The following is a 22,931-nucleotide window of genomic DNA, read 5'->3' on the forward strand; positions in this document are numbered from 1 at the left end:
TATTATTTTTCCAATTTTGCTATTTGCTCGATTAATCCTTTAAATATAAAGGCGTGAAAGGGTAGCACGGCATACCAATATAGCCTACCTGAAATTCCCAAAGGCCTAAAAGTTGCAGTTTGTATCAACGTTTGGTCTTCGATTTTAAATTCGAGCCACGCTTCGCCAGGTAATTTCATCTCTGCATAGAGAAGTAGCCTTTTCTGTTTTTTATCTGCAATTAAGACACGCCAAAAATCAAGGGTGTCACCTGCGGAAAGGTCAGTTTTGCTTTTGCGCCCTCGTCGCATGCCGACCCCACCAACCAACTGATCCATAAAACCTCTAATTTTCCAAAGCCAATTGCCATAGTACCAACCCGATTGTCCACCTATAGACCAAATTTTGTTTAATGAAGTGTCACTGTTGCCGAGTGTCACACTACGAACATCTTTAAAGCAACCAAAAGCGGGCACTTCCAACAGTCTGCTTAATCCTCCAGATAGGATATTACTGGTCTGTGCATCTTTCCAGCTAGAAATCACATGGTTACTTTCAATTTTTTGGAAAGCCAATTGGATAGCCGTCCGGTAGTTGATGAGTATTATGCCAAGTTGCTCGGCAAGGCGATTTGGTTTACATATCACTTCTACTTTCATGCTGTCAACTAAGTTTTTTGCCAAATTGTATGAAGTCGAAGTAACAAAATAAAGCCAATAGGAAGATAGCCTAGGTGTCATAACGGGAACAATGTAAATATGTCTCGTAAGCTCTCTCTCAGCAGCATACTGCAAAAGCATTTCTTTGTAAGTAAGAACATCCGGACCACCAATATCATAACTTTTATGGTATGTTTCAGCATTTAGAATAACACCGACCAAAAATTCAAGGACATTCCGGATTGCTATTGGCTGGCATTTGGTTTTAAGCCATTTTGGGGTCACCATAATGGGGAGTTTTTCCACTAAATCGCGTATGATTTCGAAAGAAGCACTACCAGACCCGACAATTATACCAGCCCTTAATGTTGTAATGGGAATTGAGCCACTTGCTAATATCTTTTCTACATTTTTCCTTGAATCCAGATGTTTGGACAGCTGGTTGGAATTACTTATTCCACTCAAGTAGATAATCTGCCTTGCTTTGGTCGACTCAATAAAATTTTTGAAATTGGTAGCGCATTCAATTTCCATACGTTGAAAGTCACCAGTTTGGGTAGCCATTGAATGTATAAGATAGTAAGCTACATCAAAGTCATTCGGCAGGTTTTTAAGAGTTTCTTTATCCAGAAAATCTACCTCGATAACGTCTATGTTGTGCTGTTCAGTTGGTATATTGAGGCGATCTTTATCCCTCACACAACAGATAAGCTCATGGCCTTGCTCCAATAAAACGGGTAAGAGGCGTTTGGCAATATAGCCCGTCACACCTGTTAAGAGAACCTTCATAAGCCATTATATCTTTTATTTGTGTTGTTTCCTATATAAATATCCTAAAATTTAGCTAAATTTTTAAATTTACTTCGCGGATTAGCTAGTTATTCTTTCCTTAGCACTGTCCAAATCTGCCCTTTTTCGTAAATAGCTTGGGTTTTTACAAGTAGAATAAATATATCTTTTTCATTACATGATGCGTAGGGGAGTTTAGGCAATAACTTATTCCTCAGATCTGCTAGCTTCGCGGCTTCCATTGACCGTTATTGCACGAAATATAAAGGTTACAATTGCCAAAATTAATAAAACATGAACAGTATCTTCTGTTACAAACCCGCCAAGAAAAGTAACCGCCCAAATAATGATTATGCTAACGGCTATTGAATACAATAAATCTTCCATATGCTATTTCTTGATTAAAGAACAATATGCCGATGGAATCGTTTAAAATTTGATAGGAAAAGATAACTCTCAATTTCGATATTGGGAGCATAGATATATTTCTTGTACGATTAAAATTAATCAACGTGTACTCGGAATATAGAAGTTTAAAAGCGCGATTCCCTTATGCTACTGAGCATATAACATATAATAAATATTGCGGGACCAGGATTTGAAACCAGAAATGCCCGATTTTTCGGGCATTTCTCGTTATTCATTATTAAGCAGATTCATTTACGCCAGATACCGCAATTTCTGTCAGTAACGTATCTGTCTCCTTTTCTTCATCAAGTGTTTGTTGGAGCAACTGCTCTGCCTCTGAATGTTTCATGAGCTTTGCAAATGTGACTAGACAACCATAACTTGCTATTTCATAATGTTCAACTTTTTGCGCTGCGGAAATAAGCGCTGCGTCCAATGCTGGGTCTCCTTCAAAATTTTCGATAATCTCGTCAGCTTCCTCTAGGAGACCCTCCATGGCTTTACATTTCTTACCTCGCGCAGCGATTCCCAATACGGAAAACACTTCCTTAAGCCGCTCAATCTGCTGTTCGGTCTGGCCATGATGTTTTTCAAATGCTTGTTTTAGTTGTTCATCTTCGGCTGCTTTGCTCATTTTCTTTAAACCTTTTAAAAGTTGTTTTTCAGCACCCAAAATATCTTTTAATTCGTCTACAAATAATTCATGTAAATGCTCATTTGGCATTTTTTGTTGATTTTGATTCGATTTTGCCATAATTCTTTTTAGAGATGGACATCTGTCAAAATGAGATCGTTTTTAAAATCTCATTTTCATCTCCTTATTGTCGCTCGTATGCATCACTTGGTAGTAGTTAAACCCTTACACTCCTTCTACTCAATCAAGTCAAAGTGAGTTTAATCGTAACATTCGGAACAAAATTTAATACTTATGCTGTCTATTTGATTTCTATGGCAGATTGTATTGCCTTTTTTTAGTATATTACGAAATAATAGTATATCAGATTAAACTTCAGATTATTTTGATTAGTTTATTTTTATTCCAAAATAGTCCTTTATTTTTATACATAAAACTATAATGGTATATTAGTGTTCTAATTAGTGCATATGAAGTATAAGCTTTTAAAAGAAATCATTGGATTAGTAGAGGAATTTGACGCGGAAAAAGGAGTTAATGGTAGCTTTAGCGATGACTCCGATGGATTTAAGCGTTGGATAGCGGCAAAGGAAACTGGAATTTCTGTTGAGCCCTATTGGGAAGGAAAGGAAAATGGGCGTACGCCAGAAAGTGTAATCAGCACCTTACTTGTGCATCTGAATAGGTTTGCAAAAAGCTATTCTAAAGCAGCTATATGGGAATCTGATTTTTCAACTCAAGAGGAGTATATCTATCTTATTACCCTGAAGTCATTTGGCGAGATGACAAAAATGGAGCTGATCAGAAGGAATATTCATGAAAAACCAGCAGGTATGGCTATTATTAACCGTTTAATCAAACAAGGCTGGATCAGCCAACAAAACTCAGAATTGGACCGTCGAAGTAAAGTGATCTATATTACGGAAAGTGGTCGATTGGCTTTAGATCAACAAATGGAAAAAATACGGTATGCAACACAAATTGTTTCAGGTAATTTGACATACAGTGAAAAAATAACATTAATAAGTCTATTGGATAAGCTGAGCAAATTTCATCAGGTAATTTACGATAAGAATATTTCGCCAGATAAACTGTTGGAGCAGATAAATATAGCGAAATAACATCTTTAGTTTAAATTTACATAAATCAAAAGGAGCGTATCAAATTAACATAAATGAAGAAGAAGGTAGCAGTTATAGGTGCAGGTTTTTCAGGTCTTTCAGCTGCGGCTTATCTCGCACAGTCTGGATGCGATGTGCATGTTTATGAGAAACATGCGGTGCCCGGTGGGCGGGCGAGGCAGTTTGACACAGTGGAGGGATTTAAATTTGATATGGGACCAAGCTGGTACTGGATGCCTGATATCATTGAATCATTTTTTTTAGATTTTAATTGCAATACAGCTGATTTTTTTGAGCTTGTTTCGCTCAATCCACAATTTGAAATGATATTTAGCTCAGGACAGATCAGCGTACCCGAATCTTACGGGGAATTAAAGCAGCTGTTTGAGCGGATCGAACCTGGGGCGGGTGGGCAGTTGGACAAATTTATGGAGGCTGCCAAATTTAAGTATGAGGTAGGCATGCGCGACTTTGTCAATAAACCCTGTCACAATTGGAGTGAATTTCTGTCTCCAAAGATTGCACTTAGTGCGTTTAAGCTCGATCTGCTTTCTGATTTTAGGTCCTATGTCGCTAAATATTTTAAGGATCAAAGGCTACGCACATTAATGGAATTCCCTGTTATATTTTTGGGTGCCTCACCCAAAGATATTCCTGCATTATACAGCTTAATGAATTATGGCGGTTATGCATTGGGTACTCATTATCCAAAAGGAGGTTTTTTTCAATTGGTGCTGGCGATGCAGCAGGTAGCTGAGAAGCAAGGCGCAACTTTCCATTTTGATCACAATGTCGATGGAATGACGATTAAAGATAATGCGATCAGTTCGCTTGAAATTAACGGCGTGAATCATGATTTTGATGTCGTGGTTGCATCGGCAGATTATCATCATATTGAAACATTATTAGATAAAGAGTTTAGAAACTACGATGAGGATTACTGGAAAACGAGAACGTTTGCACCATCCAGTTTGATCTATTACCTCGGTATGAAGTCTCCAATTTCTAATTTAACGCATCACACCTTGTTTTTTGAGCATCCGTTGGATGATCACATTGAATGTATTTATGGTGAAAAGAAGTGGCCTCAAAATCCATTGTTTTATGCATGTTGTCCATCCAAGACGGATCCCAATGTAGCGCCTCCAAATACCGAGAACCTCTTTTTGTTAATGCCATTGGCTACAGCTATCTCGGACGATGAAGCGACGCGTGAAAAGTATCTCATGCACATGTTAAAGCGGTTAGAGAAGCATACTGGTTCAAGTAGGCTATATGAACAGATCGTATATAAAAGAAGTTACTGTGTAAGCGACTTTGTAAGCGATTATAATGCTTATGGCGGAAATGCGTATGGATTAGCAAATACATTGAAACAAACAGCGGTATTGAAACCTAAAGTCAGGAATAAGAAAGTTAAGAACCTCTTTTATTCGGGGCAGCTGACCGTGCCCGGCCCGGGGGTGCCTCCATCCATTATATCGGGTAAAATAGTCGCCAAAGAAGCCATTGAATTATTGCGTAAATTATAAGATCATGAAAAAACTATTTGATGAACTCGCTTATGAAGTGAGCAAAAAAACAACTGAAAAGTACAGTACAAGTTTTTCGCTTGGTATTTTGGCTCTAAAGCCGAGCATTCGGGCGAGTATTTATGCGATATATGGTTATGTTCGATTGGCTGATGAAATTGTCGATAGTTTTCATGGCTATGATAAACAACGGTTATTGGGACGACTTCATTTGGAAACCACCAATGCCTTAAATGAAGGGATTTCGTTAAATCCTATCCTACAGTCTTTTCAGGAAACCGTACGCAAATACAATATTGATATGTCCCTTATCAATCAGTTTCTTCATAGTATGGAGATGGATCTCAACAAAGTTGAGTACAATTCAGAACGCTACAAAGAATATATTTATGGCTCTGCAGAAGTGGTTGGACTAATGTGTTTACAGGTTTTTTGTGACGGCGACCGTCAACGCTATGAGGAGTTGAAGCCTTATGCCATGAAGCTCGGTTCGGCTTTTCAAAAAATTAATTTTTTACGCGATCTAAAAGAAGACTACCAGGTGCTTGGACGTACCTATTTTCCAAATTTGGATATGGCTCAATTCGATAATATCATGAAACGTCGTATCGAGGAGGAAATTCATGCCGAATTTAAAGAAGCACTTTTGGGCATCAAGAAGTTACCTGCGTCTTCTAAGTTTGGAGTTTATTTAGCTTATAAATATTATCTTTCTCTCTTTTCACAGATCCGAAAGAAATCTTCTGAAGAAATCTTGGAAAATAGGATTAGAATACCTAATATTCAAAAGGCTTATGTCGCCGTTAAAAGTTACGTGCGCTATAAGGCGGCTTATTTATAAATCCATCAGCTTATTGCAATATGAACTTGCTTATTTTACTGTTCACTTTTATCGCCATGGAAGGCGCTACCTGGTTAATTCATAAATATATTATGCATGGCTTCTTATGGGTACTCCATAGGGATCATCATGATCATAGTAACGAGGGATTTTTGGAGAAGAATGATTACTTCTTTATTATTTTTGCTGTTCCTACCATCGCCCTAATGTATTTTGGCTCTTTAAGAGATTACAATTATCTTTTTTATATTGGTATTGGGATCATGCTGTATGGCATGGCTTATTTTTTCGTTCACGATATCTTTATACATCAACGTTTCAAATGGATGAGTAAAACAAATAATCCCTATTTTTTGGCTCTTCGGCGTGCTCACAAGCAGCATCATAAACATTTGGGAAAGGAAGAAGGCGAATGTTTCGGTTTTTTATATGTTCCGATGAAATACTTTAAAATGTATACTAACAATGAAAAAATATGATGCAATATACTTATTCGCTTATCTTATTTTTTACGGTAGTAATCTGTTTTGCCGCATCCTTCGACAAACGGCTTCGATTCGACCGTGAATTTTTTCCATTCTTAAAGTCGGCTGCACTTGTTGCTGTATTTTTTATCGCTTGGGACGTGTGGTTTACAAGTGAGGGCGTTTGGTGGTTTGACACACGATATACTTTAGGACTGGTGATAGCAGGACTGCCAATAGAAGAGTGGCTGTTCTTTATCTTCATTCCTTTTTCTTGTATTTTTACTTATTTCTGTATTGATAAATTTTTTAGACTGCAATCCCTATCCGCCTTTAACAACATCGTTGTTTTTGTCAGTATCATTATATGCGCTGTGGTGGCTCTTCGTTATACCGATCGGATTTATACGTTAGTAACCGCAGTAGTGACTATTTTAACACTGGTGACTTTCCATTTTGTATTACGCGTACAGTGGATCACGCAAGCCTCTTTAGTTTTTACCTTGCTCATGTTGGGATTTTTACCTGTGAATGGTATACTCACGGGTACTGGACTGGAATCGCCGATAGTTAATTACAACCCATTGGAATTTATGGGCATCAGGATACTGACTATTCCTGTAGAAGATGCGGTATATGGCTATACACAGTTTTTATTGGTGCTCTATTTCTTTAAAAAATTTCAAAATAAAGGTGTAGGTCCAATAGCAAATTGAGATGCATTGGATCAACCGGATTACAGAAAGGTGTGCAATACATGTGGTAGAGGAGCTGATGCTGACTTTATTTTGTTATTTTATTTCTACATGCTTTAAATAGAAATTGTTTTGTTGATCAACTTCTATCGTGTAATTACTATTGAGCTCCAGTATCCATCCGTCACCCTTAATGAGATTTTTTTCGATGGATATAGGGTTAGTGATGGATACCTTTTTCCAATCAGGACTTATTAATGCCCCATTTGTAACATCTAATACCCCCCAAACATCTGTAATTCGGGTTGTAGGATAGTATGTGCCCAAGTTTTCGATCGGAATGATGGTTCTGGGGTCGAAAGAATAGTTCATTTTCTCGAAATGAATTTCAAAATGAGGCGATTCAACAAACTTATTTTTGTAAGTTTTGACTAAGCGTTTATTTTCAGCATCCCTTTTATTTTCCTCTTCAGAAATTACAGCTGCGTTATATGTTTTGGAAAGATTCTTAAAATTTTGTTCAGTTGGCGTAAGAAGCGAAATTCCAAACTCCCGAATAATTAATGCGGTTAGGTCAGTTTCTTTATCTATTTTCTTATTCCAATTTTTATTCTTTTTATACAGCAGATAACCATACGTGGGTGTCGTTTGGTAGGCAAATGATCTTACAAAGGTGGGATTTTTTTGAGATCGGTTGATACCATTTATAAGATATTGTTTGGTCGATTCATCGCTGCGGTCGCTGACTATTATTCCTGTAAATTCAGCAATTCCTTCGTTAATTTCCAATAAATTTTCATTTTTAGCAGCTTCATCGAATAGCACGTATCTATATTTTCTAAAAAATAAGGCATTAGTGAGATGACGTTTCATTTCATTTTTATGTGTAGACATTAAAGCTTGTTTTAAAGCTTCAAATTCAAGACGCAAGCTAATTCGACCATATTTTTCGTCGAGGTGATTATTGTTTGCATTATTTAGTGCGAAACCCAAATCAGGTTGTATGCGATGAAATGACTCATGTGCGAGCAGATTTACACGATCAGCCCTGTTTTCTGGAAGTGGTAACATGATCATTGCCCATCTCTTATCGTTCCAATCCAGTGCCGTGTTAGAAAAATTAACTTCCTGAGGTAGAATTCCAGTGTATAAGTTTGCCGAGGGTTTTAAAGTTTTTTTTCCATCCAATTCGTTGGCATAGATCGTGCGTGTGGCGGGATCGATAAGAAGAATTGGTCCGTATATACTTCTATTCCATAACTTGAAACTCTTATCTGACGCAGCTTTGAGCTCTTCAAACCATAGGTTTATATCGGCTGTTTCATATTGCTTATGTTGTGCATAACCCTGTGCTGTAAGATGGATGATAAAGAGAAGAGTGAATATTTTTTTCATAATTATATGGGAAATAATGGACTTTCAATATAGGCTGGCCGGTTTAAATTAAACCGCATTAAGCAAGGATCTCTTGAAAAAATGTATCATGATAAGTTTTGCCAATCGCGATTTCATATTTGTCGATGAAGACGTCATTATGGTCAAATGAGTCGATTTTATTTTTATTAATGATGTATGAGCGATTTATTCGTAAGAAAATAGATTTTGGAAGCCACTCATGTATATTCTTTATGGTCATACGTGTAATTACGCGTTGATTTTCCATTTGGAAAATGACATAATCTTTAAGAGATTCAATAAAAAGAATTTCGCTGAGATTGATCTTAAAAAATCTACGGTCGGATTTTACAAAGATATAATGACCCGTGATTTGCTCTAAATTTTTATTTTCTTCATCCAAAAGAAGTCGGTGATAGACAATCGCCTTATCTACAGCTTTACGAAAACGAACGGCGTCAATAGGTTTGACAAGATAATCGATTGCATCGACTTCATAGCTATCTACGGCATATTCGGAATAAGCCGTGGTGAAAATCACAAGCGTATTTTTGGGAATATTTTGTGCAAACTCAATTCCGTTAATCTCCGGCATATTGATATCCAGAAAGATTAAATCAACAGCATTTTGTTGTATAAATATACCCGCAGAAACAGCATTGTTGAAACTTTCAAGCAGTTCAAGAGATGCAATCTGATCGACTAGTTTCTGTATTCCTTTTCGCGCTATAGGCTCGTCATCTACAATGATACATCTCATACTATTAGCGTTAATTTTACGATATAATTTTGTTCTGTTTCTTCTATTTCTAAGGCGTGTCGATTTTCGTAAAGCAACTGTAATCTACGGACGATATTACTCAATCCGATGCCTCCCCTTTCTGTTTGCCTTTGGTTTATAGATTTCGAATTTTCGCATATAAAAATAAGGGATTCTTTTGCTAATTGAAAGGATATATTAACATAAGATATGCCATTACTGTTCAGATTATGTTTAACAGCATTTTCCACAAATGGGATGAATAACAGAGGAGCAACAATTACCTTATTGCTGTCTCCCCAAATTTTTATATTGAATTCAAATTGGTCCCTTCTGACTTTCTCCAATTCCAGGTAGTCTGTCAATAGACTTAGATCGTCAGACAATGAAACTTTATCCCTGCTGCTGTTAGTGAACTGGTATTGCAATAGGTCATCCAGTTTGGTTAAAATATGGGCTGCCATGTTAGGATCTTCATCCACCAGTATATTGGCATTATTAATCGTATTGAATAAAAAATGAGGATTAATTTGACTCTTTAGAAATTTGAGTTCCGACTCAGTAGTCGCTTTGAGCAACTCCTGCTGTTTCATCTTGCTTTTTATTAAAGGCTTAAATAGCAAAAGGGATGAAGTGCCGACAATAAATAGGATGATTGCCAATAGGCTGGATGCTAAACTTAGCAGTATTGCCATAGGGCTGGGATCATTTCGGCTGACTGCGATATCGTAGAACATATGTTGTAGGAACATCACGATCACAAGCGCAAGCAGGGAAAATAAGACGGCAGCGATTAAATAATGTATCAGTTTATCTTTGGCCAAAAAGTAGGGGAATAATAGGTAAACGTTTACATAAACCAGCATATTCATAAATAAATAGTAGGATGCCCAACCGCACGTTCTGTCGAAAGATAGGTTCAGTTTATCAGGCGCATCAAAGAATACCCCAATTGTAATTAACAGCATAAATAGTTGCATACAAAGATGTCTTTGTACGCTGTAGCGATCTTCAATTAAGAAAGCAATTTCTTTATTTTCTACGGCTATTTCCATTCGTTAAGATCTACTTGAAGACTGATAATTCCGGATTGAATAGTAAATATATATAAATCGGGATAGAGCATATTTAATTTGTCCGTTATTTCCATTTTATATTCTGGGGGTAGTAGATAGGTGTTCTCATAGTTTACGATAAAGCGTATTTTTTTTTCTGAAATTATAAGGTCAATATTTAAGCTTTTTATTTCATTTGCTATCAGTAACGACTGTATCAACACGATTAATAAAAGGGGAGAAATCAGCAAATTGTTAGTTTTTCCCTTTACCTCCAAAACATATTCAAAATGGCTATCTTCAACGAATTTTTTTAATTGTAGTAGGTTTTTTAGGAAGATTATTTCTGAATTAAGAAAAACTTTATTCCTATCGCAGTCATAGAGTTGGTAGCGTAGTAAATGACCGAGTAACATCAATATCTGCGACGCTTTTTGCGGATGTGATGCGGTTATTAATGCCGCTTTGCGTAAGGCTCTCGACATAAATATTGGCGAAACTTGCCCTTTCAGTTTGTTTACTTCTATTTCAAGGAAGTTCTGCTCGAGCATCATCACATCTTCGTTCTTTTTATTCCACTTTCGAAAGAGTTTTATAACGGACATGCTCCATAGACAGATTATCGTCATTGCTGAGGAAGATAGGCTGTCTATTAGGATAATGGGATTGCTATAGGACGTTATGCGATGCGGTAGGCTTAAACTTGTGCGTATGGCATATTCTAACACAAGCGTAAAGCCCATAAGCGCTACAACAATACATATTAACAAAACGATATAAAGGGTGTAGTTCTCCTTTAACAAGAACTTTGGTATGAGATATAAATAATTTAGATATGTTGTTAGTAGGTAAGTGACAAATGAGAGAAAACAAATTAAAAAGACCGTGTTTCCCAACGCAGACATATTGTCTTGATACACGATAAATGTTTGATTAAAAGTAATAATAGCTAAGGTTAAAATAAAGATCAGATGCCTCCATAGCCTATAATTGGAGTCAAATAAAAAATGGTATAGTTTGTTTTGGCTCATACAGGTACTAAAATTACATTAAAAATCCATTCGATACAGTATATTAAAAAGTGATGTTGCCTGTTTTTTAGGCTCTATGAATCCTGTCTTTAGATTGTATTGATGCCCATAATACTCTTTTGCGCCCGTAACATTCAGCCATTTAATTGCAATCTCGTGTGATCGGTTCAATCTGTTAAGTCTATAACTTATCGAATAATTAGCGATAAACATGGGGGAGAATTGTTTGGCAAATGCATTTTTTTCCTCGTATTGGATTTCTTTATCGGGATGATTAAGGGAATATTTTTCCAGTACAGGAGCATAGCGTTCTCCGCCTTGTAGGGTCAATTTTAGGTTAACGCTTAGTAGATCCTGTTGTTGTTTGTTTATAAACCATTCTTTGCCTGTCAATCCATTTATGATGAAACGCCTGTTAAATTTGCCGTTATGCCAAATGGCGTCACCACCCGCAAATTTTGCGTCAAATAGTGAGGCTGTCAACATATAATAAAAACCTTTCTGTAAGTAGCGCTCGATTGTAATATCCAATCCGACATGCTGTCCTTTTCCCCGGTTTACCAAGGCATCTTCCACGTAGAATAGGTTGCGGTTAAGGATGGAATATGAGCTATCCGCAATCACTGGTACATGGAAAAGATATTGATAAAATGGTTCTAGTTTTATACGCATGTTATCCGACATTTTGTATTGATAGGACAAAGACAGATGGTGTGCTTTGGTGAAATCAACATCCTTGTTGAGTAGTTGGCCATTGGCTTTATCTTTTACAAGGTATACGTCCATCTTCTCCATTCTGCTATGTAGTCCATAAGCCATAGCAATTGAGCTTTTAGGTCCTGAAAACCACTTAATAGCAGCTCTTGGTTCAACGGTCCAATGGTTATTCAGGGTTAATAGCTGTGCATTTAGCCCTAATGTAACATAGATTTTTTTGTTAAATTCAATTAATGAACTGCTGTAAGCGGAAAGCAATGTGGTCGTTCCTTTTCCTTCGGAAATTGCCTGCAGTGGTTTGCCTACAAAAGGTGAACGATCCAGCTGGGTATTGTAATACATGTTTGTTACCGTAAAGCCGGTTTTATTGCTATGCTTCTCCGCATATTTTTTATCAAAAGACGATGTTAGAATCAAGTTAGTATAGCGGTTTCTTAAATTTAAATAGGGCATTTCGGTACGATCGTTGATGATATCTTCGGTTGCCTTATTATTCGAATAGGTCGTAGCCAAAGTGGTACGAAGAATTCCGCCATGCTCAAAAAAATAGCGGTGGGTAATTCCGGCTGCTGCAGACATCTGATCTGTTTTTGAGGATTTATGATCATCCGCATACGTCCAGCTTGATTCCGGTTCTTTTTTTGTTCGAAACCTATCGACTAGTGCGTTCCCCCACATTGAAAAAGTTCCTTTATGCTTGCTTGGGAAGTTTAATTTAAAATTGAGATCCTGATAATCCAATAATTGTCCATTAGTTTCCCCTGCGCTAAGTTTGCTCATCAAGCCTGTTGTAGAATAGCGGTAATTAACCAAATAAGAGGCATGATTATTCCTGCTAAAAGGTCCTTCCGAAGCGAAATCCAAGCCTAATAAGCCTGCCTGGAAGGTATGTTCATGTTTCGTATTATTTCCCGTCCGCAATTTGAGGTCAAACACCCCTGATACGGCATTGTTATATTCTGCAGGAAAGGCGCTAGTATAGAAGTCCGAATTGGCTAAGACATTTGTGCTCAATGAAGTCAGTATGCCGCCGCCCAAAGTCGCTATATCTGCAAAGTGATTTGGATTTGGTATTTCTATTCCCTCAAGTTTCCATTGAAGCATACTTGGAGCATTCCCATGTACTGAGATGCCATTATTTCCCAGACTTGTAGCTACTCCGGCAAAAGAACTAACCAGACGGGCGGGGTCGTCCATTCCACCGGCATACCGATTAACTTCCTCAATCCGAAGTAAACGCCCCCCAGTAAGAGCCATTTTATTAGAAGCTCGTTCCTTATTGGCTACCACGACCACGTCATTCAAGGTATAATGTGTCGGATCCATCGCAATTTCTAATGCGACCTCTTTTTGAGAAGTTAGCATAATCTCTTTAATCACTGTAAGCTCGTAACCTAGGCAATAAGCCTGTACGGTATATCTTCCGACTGGAAGATTAGGAAAAACGAATTCCCCTTTATCGGAGGTTACTGCAACCAAATCTGGTTTTTCCATTACCCGGATGGACACTGCAGCAAGTTGCTTACCGGACAATCGATCGGTAACGACTCCGCCTATTTTTTGTGTTAGGGAAATTTGACCATGAACAGCCGTAGAAATTAAGGTGAAAAACAATATAATAACGATTTTATCCTTTAATTTTTCCATAATTTTATAGAGTAAGTTGAAGCTGTACCGAAATCCTTTTTTTTTCGATAATTTTTGGCCAAGCACGATTTCGAGAGCAGTGAGGACTTTTTCACAGTCTGCAGCTGTTACTTGAGATAGTTTCGAGATCTGTTCTATTGTTTCTTTTCTGTTCATTCTTCAAAATCTGATTACGGTTCAAATTTATCAGTTCAGCGAAGTTGTGTTAGGAATATGAGATGAAATGCGTGATAGTAGCGACAGAAATAGGTATTGTTAGGGTAAATGAAATCGTATAGGTAGTTCCCGACCAATTGGAAATCGGTTAATAAATAGGGACACAATCAAAAATAGGCTGAATAGTATTGCTTACGCAGATCTAATCAATGATTAGATTGATCAAAAAAAATTACTAGATTTGAATTAAATTTTATCTACTTAAACTGAAAAGCAAAACGGCTCAAATTTATAAATGAACTCTGATCAACAGATTTGGCAAATGTTTCAAGTTGGACATGAACCTTCGTTCAAAATACTTTTTGAACGCTACAACCACCTGTTGTTCAATTATGGATTTAAATTTACGCAAGACGAAGAAATCATCGAGGATAGTATTCAAGAGCTATTTGTAAAGCTATGGTGCAACAAAGATACCTTAAGTGCAGATGTTGCTGTAAAGAATTATCTTTTTAAAGCGTTTCGAAGGACGTTGATCAAGAAAATAGAACAATCGCTGCGAAGGGCAGATGTTACGCAATCTTCCCTTGACTATTTGCCGTTTACTATTGAATTACCTCACGATCTCAGTATGATCCGTCAAGAGCGTGCGCAGGAGATTAGAGATAAGCTTGATCAGGCACTGCAGCAGATGACAGCACGCCAAAGAGAAGTTATACACCTCCGGTTTTTTGAAGAATTGCCGTATGACGAAATCGCCGAAATTATGGGACTCTCTACAAAAGATACCTATAAATTGTACTATAGGGCCCTCGATAGTTTGCGAAAACATTTTGGTGCGTTTGGTTTATTGGTTTTACTGCATGTACTTAACACGCTACGTTATCCTTAAATTTTTCACCTATCTTCAAATTTCACTCGAATAAATAATAGGTAATATTTACAATCATAGTCTGTGTTAGCGCGGTTTGATGATGATTTGGTTGAGGAAGTCTATTTTTTTTAAAAAAAATATAATTTATTGGGGTAAAATTCTGTCGAGAGGTGTAACCTATATAAAACAGTATGAACTCTCGATTATCAAAATATAAAGATTATAAGTCGGCAGATTTTTTTGCGGATGAGGATTTTGTATTGGCGGCTTTAATGCCGGCAGACGCCTCAACCGATTTTTGGTCTGAACTTAGTCTTTATTATCCACATCTTTCAGACGAAATGGCGCTTGCCAAAACATGGATTTTATTGATCCAAAATCAGACGACTGCAAAAAGTACCTTAGGTAGTGAACAGCGCTGGGAGAGGATTCAAGCACAAATTCCAATATACGAAAGCAAAAAACACCGTAGTCGAATCTTACGCACTTTATTCCGGTGGACAGCCTCTGCAGCAGCCATCTTGGTATTCATTATGGTGGCATATGATGTTAGTCAATTTGGGACTAAGGAGACCAATACGGCCTTCGGCGAACATCGTCTGCTTTCTCTTCCGGATTCTTCTATCATCAGGCTAAATAGTAATTCTCACATTTCATACATCCGCAGTTGGAAAACGGATAAACCGCGCGAAGTTTGGCTTGAAGGAGAAGGCATGTTCGAGGTAAAGCACACCGCCGTTAAAAATCGCCTGCGCGAAAGCGACTTCTTTGTTGTACATGTGGGCGACCTTTCATTAACTGTTTTGGGGACAAAGTTTAATGTAAAGGACCGCCGTGGGCGTATTGAAGTGGCGCTGTTTGAGGGAAGTGTCCGTATTCAGGGACAAAACGGTGAAGATCGTATCCTAAAACCAGGAGAGACTTTTGTCTATGATTCATCGGCAAAGGAAAATCGTGTTGTTAATAACGATGCCAATAGGGTGCTATCCTGGACGCGCGGTGAACTCAGTATTGAGCATAGCAGCTTAGCAAATATTGTAGATGTGTTGGAAGATAACTATGGCTATCAAGTTGTCGTAGAAGATTCAACATTGCTCAATAAGCGATTTACAGGTGTTATACCAATCAAAAAAATAGATGACATCCTCTTTGTTATCAAACATACCATGAATGTAAACATCGAAATGAAAAACAAACAAATAATAATAAAACCTAATTAAAAAACGAGCACTAATCAATCGAAATTTATGAAAACTAAATTACTTGTGCCTATAGTCTGCCTGCTGAGTACCACGGGTAGTTTTGCGCAAAAAAGAGCGAGTCTCAGTCAGGCTCTTAGCGAAGTTACCCGGATCTACGGAACTAAATTTTCCTATGAAGAGGGGTTGATCCGGGATGCCTTTGTTAACAGTGAGGATATTCCAAAAAACAAAAGGCTTCCTGTGGAGACCGTGTTAAAAGAACTTCTTTATCCAAACAACTTCTTATTCCTTTATGTACAGAACAATTATTTCACGATTATAAAAGATTCGCGGGGTAAACGTGACAATGATGGAGACGACCGCTTCTGGAAAGTCATTACGGGCAAGGTTAAAGACAATAACGGGATAGCACTTGCTGGTGTTACTGTCATACCGGATGGCTATGCCGTACGATCGGGTGTAACCACTAGTAGTGATGGAAGCTATACCCTTCGCCTGAAGGATCCAGCAGAGGCAATCATTTTTTCTTATGTTGGGATGGAGCCTACCCGAAAGGTAATCGGCAGCGAAACACAGATCAATGTCACCTTGGGTTCGGTTAACAATCAACTGGATGAGGTTGAAGTTGTGTCGACAGGATACCAAAAAATCGCGAAAGATCGGGCAACTGGGGCGTTTGGACAAATTACCGCTAAACAGTTGAAGGAAGTACCATCCGTTAATCTTTTGGACCGCATTGCAGGCATGATTCCGGGCGTACAGGTTGACCCGGTGAAGAATTCAGTCACCGTCAGGGGAGTAAATAGTTTCAACACAGACGGTGATTCTAAGCGTCCACTTATTGTTATCGATGGCTTTCCCGCGATCGATCAGGACTTGGTAAAAAATACCACGCAATTTGCCAGCAATTCCATATTGAGTCGTTTAAATCCGGCAGATATCGAAAGTATTACCGTACTTAAAGATGCGGCAGCAGCTTCCATATGGGGTGCGCAGGCTGCAAATGGTGTTATCGTCATTGAAACAAAAAAAGGACGTATAGGCGAACCCGTCATTTCTTATAATACAAGCTTGAGTATTTCAGCTCCAGCTGATCTCAATAAGCTCGATAGAATGACGACTGCACAGTATATTGATTTTGAAAAAGAGATGTTTGGTTACGGCTGGATAGCTGATCCAGAAGATTGGAATTCTTCATGGCTACCTTTTAATACCAATAAGCCTGCTAGTGAAGCGGTTCAGTGGATGTATAAAAATAAAAAGGGATTGATCAGCGATGATGAATTAGCTAAACAGCTCGACCGTTTAGGTCAAATTGACAATACCAGCCAAATTCGCAAATACTTGCTACAGCATGCAGTGACCCAACAGCATAACCTTTCCCTTTCAGGTGGAAATGGAAGAACAACTTATGCATTCTCGGGCAGCTACGCAAAGGATGTTCCAGTATTTCGATCCAATCAGGCGCAGTCTTTTTTTATGAATTCGACTTTATCGACAAACTTTTTAAATCAACGAGTAAGTTTGACAACTGGATTGAATTATAATTATACGAATACGATTGCTAATCAAGTTGCGGCAAACTCCATCGGCAATTCGACTGAGGGATTACGGCCATACGAATTATTGGTTAATCCCGATGGGAGTAGAAATCGGCGATCATTGCGTTTTACAGAGTCTGTAGCAGCAAATCTAAAAGATATTGGATTGTACGACTGGACCTATAGCCCAGTAGATGAATTGGATTATAACAAATATACCACTTCAGACAATCGGATAAGGATTAATGCTGATCTCAACGCCAAAGTGAATAGCTGGGCCAACATTAGCCTATCAGGTATGCTTCAACGTACCATTGCGAACAGTCGAAATCTTGACGAATTAAAAAGTTATTCGATGCGTGACTTTTTAAATTATTATTCTACTGTCAATTTCCAAAATAATACGTTCACCAGAAATTTCGTTCAAGGCGGGAGAATCGCATTGCGAGACCAAAATGCCACACAGTACAATATTCGCTTGCAAGGTAATGTCAACAAATCATGGGGTGACTTCGTTAGTTTAAATCTTCTTGCAGGAGCAGAGATTAGTTCTGAAACCGGTTTTAACTCATCACAAACGGGATATGGTTTTAACGAAGATACTTATTCAATGGCTCCTTATAATCAACTTGGTAGCTTTATGGGTATCGAGGGCTGGCAGCAGTCGCTTACAGGTTCGGATGGAATTAGCAGAGCTAACCTACGCAAGATGTCTTATTATTCAAATGGAGCATTATCATTTCTTAAGGATAGGTACATTTTGTCTGCAAGTGCACGTTTTGACGATCTTACGTTGGTTGGTATTTCCAGATCGAAGCGAGCCAAACCAATCTGGTCAGCTGGTGCCAAATGGAATATCAAATCCGAACGTTTTATGCAAGAAGTCAATTGGCTGAATGCGCTGAATTTACGTGTTACCTATGGTGTGGGTGGTACAGTGCCACAGGGTGGATCCAATGTTACCATCATCAGCGTTGAAGGGGCTGATTATGCAACAGGTGAAATACCGGCGTCAATATCGCAGCCACGAAATCCTGAGGTTGGATGGGAAAAAGTGTATACACAAAATTACGGACTTGATATCGGTTTGATCAATAACAGATTAAACATAGCATTTGATCTTTATAAAAAACATACGCGTGATATCCTATATAGTTTTCCTTATAATGCGACATATGGATGGACAGACCTCCAATTTAATGGTGGAACGATGCAATCTAATGGGATCGATCTGGGTATTCAGGGACTTCTCATTCGCAAGAAAGACTTTTCATGGAGTTCCATCCTTAATTTTTCTTACAACACCAATAAAGTTACGGATTCACGTTTAATAGCAAAAGATATTAGTCACTACATCAGTGGTTCTTTACTAGAAGGGATGCCGTTGGATTATCTATACGGCTATAAGTGGGCCGGCCTCGATGAGACAGGACAGTCACAAATCGCCAAAGCCAACGGTGAAATCGTAAAAAGTACGCAGGGAGGGCGAAATTTATTTGTCCGTGAAGATCTCGTGTATATGGGACGTAAAACGGCGCCTTACTTTGGGGGTTTTATGAATACATTTTCATATAAAGGGATTAATCTTGGCTTTCGTATTACCTACGATCTGGGAAATGTCAAACGTCTGGAAACATTTGGTAATTATCCACAATACCAAGGTACTTTCTATGGCGTGCTAAACACAAACAAGATGCAGACAGCGCGTTGGCGAAATCCGGGTGATGAAGCAACAACAAATGTCCCGGGCTTAAAAAATATAAATACAAATAGTTATAACAGGTTTAGAGATTCCGAGGTAATGGTGATTGATGCGAGCCATATACGCTTTCAACAAATATCATTAGGATATAGTATACCATCCACTTCGCTTAAGCGGACACCGTTTAAATCTGTCGGTGTAAATGCAGCCGTACGAAATTTAGGTATTCTTTGGAAAGCAAATAAATTAGGAATTGATCCCCTTTATGTACGCTCAAATTCCTATAATAATTTGCCGCCTACCAAGAATTTTTTCTTAACGATTGACGCCACCTTTTAAAAAATAACAGCATGAAAACAAAATATATTTTTTTTGCATCGATTTTTGCGCTGACAGCCGTTATGCAGGGCTGCCGTAAATATGTGGAAGTCGAGCAGTATAATCGTAGGGAATTAAAGTATACGACAGATTATGCTTATCTCTTAAACAATTCAACGGTATTTTCGCCAACTTTTAGTGCACCAATATTATCTAGTGATGATGTCACTTTCGCTAACCTGGCATACCAGCAACAACAAACGGAAAGTGACGCGTGGCCTTATATTTGGTCCTCGCAACTTGTGCCGGATAACGCAGAAGATCTGAACTGGTCAAGGCCTTATAAACAGATTTATACGGCCAATGAAGTCATTGCTGGAGTGATGCAAAGTCAGGATGGTTTAGAGAAGGATAAGCGTGCACTCTTGGCAGAGGCGAAAATCCAAAGAGCGTATGCTTATTTCGTTTTGGCTAATCTCTATGGAGATATCTATAACCCGCAGAATGCGGGAAACGCAATGGGGGTACCAATGCTTCTACAACCTGATTTATTTGCTTCGCTAAAGCGGGCATCGCTCGGCCAGGTGTATGCGCAGATACTTCAGGATTTGGAAGAAGCATTAGTTGATATTCCGACAACCGCAAGTACGAAGAGGCATCCCAATAAAGCCGCTGTAGAAGCATTGTTGGCGATTGTACATCTTCATATGCGTAATTTCGATTTGGCCGCTAAGCATGCAGATGCAGCCCTTCAATACAATGCAACACTTTTAGATTTACAACAGTTCGCTACATCGGCATCTGGATATCCTCTTCCGTTCAATCATCCTGAAACCTATTTTTTAAAGCAGGTGGGACAAATGATTGATCAACAATTAAATCCCGAGCTTGTTTCTCTTTTTGACACTAAAGATCTTCGACGTACGGTTTATATGCAAGCTGGTACCGGTCAGATGCCAAGTGGCGCATTGCGCTCAAAAAAAATGAATGTAATGGCCGGTGCTCCTAATGCTGGACCTTCTGTCCCTGAAATGTTGCTTATCAAAGCGGAAGTTGAGGCGCGAAAAGGAAATACAGCGACAGCAATGGAATTTGTCAACAAGCTGCGCGCTAAGCGATTCAAGCAACAGGATTTTACACCTCTAGTGGCGAACTCTGCTGATCAAGCACTCCAGCTTATAGTCGATGAACGCCGTCGCGAGTTTTTCGGGACAGGTTTACGATGGTTGGATATGCGTCGGTTCAATCTCGATGCTAAGTTGGCGAAAGAATTTAAAAGGCAATTTATAAATCAAGACTACACGCTCAAAATTAATAGTGCCAGCTATGTATATCCAGTAGCAAATAAATATTTACAGCTCAATCCAGAAATAGGTCAAAGACCAATGTAATATAAGATAAGATGAAAAGAGAAATAATTTTTATACTAATGTTGTTTGTTCAGGCTGTGTCATATGCACAGCCTCGATTTGACAGCAGTGTTTTTAAACCAGACAAACCTAGCACATCTGAACCTGTTCAAGTGCTATACAATGCCAAAGATAAGGACCTCGAATTTAGTGATGCGATAAATGCGGCCTGCTTTCTATTCGAAGATTTTTCATGGCGGCAAATTAGTCTTCCCATGCAAAAAAATGCAACAGGGCTATGGACTGTAGTGCTGCCGGTCAAATCGACAACAGCTTTTATTGCTGTAAAATTTTATCAGGGCGATGTTGATCATCCCGACGTAACAGATAACAATCAGGATCGGGGCTATGCGGTAGCTTTAAGTGATGCAAAAGGAAAAGCTGTTCCTGGCGCATACCTTGGAGAAGCTGCTTTCCAGCAGCCTGAGATCGCCGGCGGGGGCATTTTTTCTTATTATAATACGCAGCCGGCTGCTATGCCCGCCGGCTATATGAAAAGTTTAGCAGATAAAGAGTTTGCTTTATCAGGTAAACAATTGTTCCGCTATTTTCAGTCATTTATGAACTTACAAAAATTGGCTTTGGGAGATGCTTTTCCAGCATATGCCCAAAAACTGATTACGCAGCAATTACAACAAAAAGATTTAAGCGATGAAGTGCTTGGTCAGCTTTATCTGTTTGCTAGTTCAAGACTAAAAGACAATGAAGTGGTACAAATGATTGAGAAGCGTGTAAATACGGATTATCCAAGTGGAGCGACAGCTCGTTTTATTGCTTATAGTAATACGATGAGTGGCAATCCAAGCAACGCTGAGATAATCACTTCCTATGAAAAGTTTTTACAACGGTTTCCCGTTCAGCAGTGGCGCCAGCGTCCCAATGCTCAGGGATTTATCTATTATGCGATATACCGCGGGCTCGGATCGGCATATTTCGAAACCAAACAGCTCGACAAGTTTGCCAAGTTATACGATGATCTCGATTTTAGAACAGGAAATGAGTTGATGCGCTGGAACATTATGCGTGCCTATATGTTTAAAATGGTCGGTAAAGATAGCCTCTATCAGGTGTCTGAAGCAATCCTACCCAAAATGATTGCCCGTCGTGGCGATAATTCCTACAAAGATGATTTTGATCGTCAGGCTCAGGCAGATTCCAATGTAGTGAAAAATTTGGATGACCGTCTTTTTACGCATATTTCTTTGTTAAACGATCTGAAAAAATATGCGGAAGCGCGAAAATATTTTCTGCTGCTCTCTGAAGATGGCAAATACAATAATGCCGAACTGAATGAAATTAATCTTAAGGTTTTAGAAGGGCTTGGCGATGAAAAGCAAATTTTGCCTTTACTGGAAATGAGTGCACGATACAATGCGATGACTCCGCGGATGTTTGACAAACTTAAATCAATTTACTTAAAAGGACACCCCAATGATGAAAGTGGCTATGAAGCTTATCTGGCCGACTTAAAATCCGATAAAGAAAAAGCTGCAATGCAAGCCTATGTAGATCATAACTGGGTCAATCATCCGATGCCTGACTTTCGTTTGGAAACGGCTGAAGGGCTATTTATTACACCAGAAGACTGGAAAGATAAAATTGTGGTTGTGGATTTTTGGGCTACTTGGTGTCGCCCATGTATCATGGCATTTCCGGGAATGCAGCTTCTAGTCGACAAGTATGCACAGGATAAAAATGTTGCGATATATATGCTAGGAACCATGCAGACTGGAAACTATAAAGATAAGTCTGTCAACTATGTTCGTGGGGAAGGGTTCCGTTTCAATTTATTGCACGACAGTGTGAATCCAAAGACCAACGAGCAAGACCTTGTATTCAGACAATTGGTTCCTTTATTTGGTGATTCATCCATTCCGCGCAAAATCATTGTTAAAAACGGTCGTGTGCGCTATTGCTCAGGTGGGTATTCAGGAAGTCCCAGCAAGTTGATGGATGAACTATCCCTTGCTATTGAAATCCTTAAAAACGAAAAATAGATTTA

18 protein-coding genes are annotated in these 22,931 nt (G+C 38.6%); 10 read left to right on the top strand and 8 right to left on the bottom strand.

All coding sequences use genetic code 11. The features are described from left to right. Positions 1 to 2: 2 nt before the first annotated feature. From B2107_RS00780 to B2107_RS00790, 3 genes are all read right to left on the bottom strand, one after another. Positions 3 to 1,427: an SDR family oxidoreductase gene (locus B2107_RS00780; protein ID WP_293952223.1), complete on the bottom strand. Its 1,425-nt coding sequence runs from the start codon at positions 1,425 to 1,427 to the stop codon at positions 3 to 5. 207 nt (positions 1,428 to 1,634) lie between these two features. Then, the gene (locus tag B2107_RS00785) at positions 1,635 to 1,814 is read right to left on the bottom strand and encodes a DUF5670 family protein (protein ID WP_293952225.1); all 180 of its coding nucleotides are present in this window, start codon (positions 1,812 to 1,814) and stop codon (positions 1,635 to 1,637) included. 259 nt (positions 1,815 to 2,073) lie between these two features. Continuing rightward, positions 2,074 to 2,589 carry a ferritin-like domain-containing protein gene (locus B2107_RS00790; protein ID WP_209577996.1) on the bottom strand — a complete coding sequence of 172 codons (516 nt, stop codon included), beginning with the start codon at positions 2,587 to 2,589 and terminating at the stop codon, positions 2,074 to 2,076. 350 nt (positions 2,590 to 2,939) lie between these two features. On the opposite strand from B2107_RS00790, the gene B2107_RS00795 reads away from it, so the two are divergent. The 5 genes from B2107_RS00795 to B2107_RS00815 are packed head-to-tail and all read left to right on the top strand — an operon-like array spanning position 2,940 to position 7,143. Further along, positions 2,940 to 3,590, top strand: a complete 651-nt coding sequence (locus B2107_RS00795; RefSeq protein WP_293952227.1) for a MarR family winged helix-turn-helix transcriptional regulator — start codon at positions 2,940 to 2,942, stop codon at positions 3,588 to 3,590. Between the two features lie 53 nt (positions 3,591 to 3,643). Next, positions 3,644 to 5,122: a phytoene desaturase family protein gene (locus tag B2107_RS00800; RefSeq protein WP_293952229.1), complete on the top strand. Its 1,479-nt coding sequence runs from the start codon at positions 3,644 to 3,646 to the stop codon at positions 5,120 to 5,122. A gap of 4 nt (positions 5,123 to 5,126) precedes the next feature. After that, on the top strand, positions 5,127 to 5,963 hold the full coding sequence (locus B2107_RS00805) for a phytoene/squalene synthase family protein (RefSeq protein ID WP_293952231.1): 837 nt from the start codon (positions 5,127 to 5,129) through the stop codon (positions 5,961 to 5,963). A gap of 20 nt (positions 5,964 to 5,983) precedes the next feature. Next, positions 5,984 to 6,442, top strand: coding sequence for a sterol desaturase family protein (locus B2107_RS00810; RefSeq protein ID WP_293952233.1), 459 nt, complete (start codon positions 5,984 to 5,986; stop codon positions 6,440 to 6,442). Then, positions 6,439 to 7,143: a lycopene cyclase domain-containing protein gene (locus B2107_RS00815; RefSeq protein WP_293952234.1), complete on the top strand. Its 705-nt coding sequence runs from the start codon at positions 6,439 to 6,441 to the stop codon at positions 7,141 to 7,143. Before B2107_RS00810 ends, B2107_RS00815 begins: the two co-directional genes overlap by 4 nt. Before the next feature lie 75 nt (positions 7,144 to 7,218). On the opposite strand, the gene B2107_RS00820 is transcribed toward B2107_RS00815, so the two are convergent. The 5 genes from B2107_RS00820 to B2107_RS00840 form a co-directional block, all read right to left on the bottom strand. Next, positions 7,219 to 8,517 carry a hypothetical protein gene (locus B2107_RS00820; protein WP_293952236.1) on the bottom strand — a complete coding sequence of 433 codons (1,299 nt, stop codon included), beginning with the start codon at positions 8,515 to 8,517 and terminating at the stop codon, positions 7,219 to 7,221. Between the two features lie 58 nt (positions 8,518 to 8,575). After that, entirely contained in the window at positions 8,576 to 9,277 is a 702-nt protein-coding gene (locus B2107_RS00825) for a LytR/AlgR family response regulator transcription factor (protein WP_293952238.1), read from the bottom strand. Continuing rightward, positions 9,274 to 10,332 (bottom strand): sensor histidine kinase, encoded by a 1,059-nt coding sequence (locus B2107_RS00830; RefSeq protein WP_293952240.1) that lies wholly within the window; start codon positions 10,330 to 10,332, stop codon positions 9,274 to 9,276. Before B2107_RS00830 ends, B2107_RS00825 begins: the two co-directional genes overlap by 4 nt. Beyond that, complete coding sequence (locus B2107_RS00835; RefSeq protein WP_293952242.1) at positions 10,323 to 11,075, bottom strand: histidine kinase; 753 nt, start codon at positions 11,073 to 11,075, stop codon at positions 10,323 to 10,325. Before B2107_RS00835 ends, B2107_RS00830 begins: the two co-directional genes overlap by 10 nt. A gap of 306 nt (positions 11,076 to 11,381) precedes the next feature. After that, positions 11,382 to 13,883 carry a TonB-dependent receptor gene (locus B2107_RS00840; RefSeq protein ID WP_293952244.1) on the bottom strand — a complete coding sequence of 834 codons (2,502 nt, stop codon included), beginning with the start codon at positions 13,881 to 13,883 and terminating at the stop codon, positions 11,382 to 11,384. 295 nt (positions 13,884 to 14,178) lie between these two features. On the opposite strand from B2107_RS00840, the gene B2107_RS00845 reads away from it, so the two are divergent. From B2107_RS00845 to B2107_RS00865, 5 genes are all read left to right on the top strand, one after another. After that, positions 14,179 to 14,775: an RNA polymerase sigma factor gene (locus B2107_RS00845; RefSeq protein WP_293952246.1), complete on the top strand. Its 597-nt coding sequence runs from the start codon at positions 14,179 to 14,181 to the stop codon at positions 14,773 to 14,775. 173 nt (positions 14,776 to 14,948) lie between these two features. After that, positions 14,949 to 15,977: a FecR family protein gene (locus tag B2107_RS00850; protein ID WP_293952248.1), complete on the top strand. Its 1,029-nt coding sequence runs from the start codon at positions 14,949 to 14,951 to the stop codon at positions 15,975 to 15,977. A 27-nt stretch (positions 15,978 to 16,004) separates the two neighbouring features. Next, positions 16,005 to 19,541, top strand: a complete 3,537-nt coding sequence (locus B2107_RS00855) for a SusC/RagA family TonB-linked outer membrane protein (RefSeq protein ID WP_293952250.1) — start codon at positions 16,005 to 16,007, stop codon at positions 19,539 to 19,541. A gap of 11 nt (positions 19,542 to 19,552) precedes the next feature. Then, the gene (locus tag B2107_RS00860; RefSeq protein ID WP_293952252.1) at positions 19,553 to 20,911 is read left to right on the top strand and encodes a RagB/SusD family nutrient uptake outer membrane protein; all 1,359 of its coding nucleotides are present in this window, start codon (positions 19,553 to 19,555) and stop codon (positions 20,909 to 20,911) included. Between the two features lie 11 nt (positions 20,912 to 20,922). Beyond that, positions 20,923 to 22,926 (top strand): TlpA family protein disulfide reductase, encoded by a 2,004-nt coding sequence (locus B2107_RS00865; RefSeq protein WP_293952254.1) that lies wholly within the window; start codon positions 20,923 to 20,925, stop codon positions 22,924 to 22,926. Positions 22,927 to 22,931 lie beyond the last annotated feature (5 nt).

The organism is Sphingobacterium sp. UBA7855 (genome assembly GCA_002500745.1).
Taxonomy (GTDB): domain Bacteria; phylum Bacteroidota; class Bacteroidia; order Sphingobacteriales; family Sphingobacteriaceae; genus Sphingobacterium.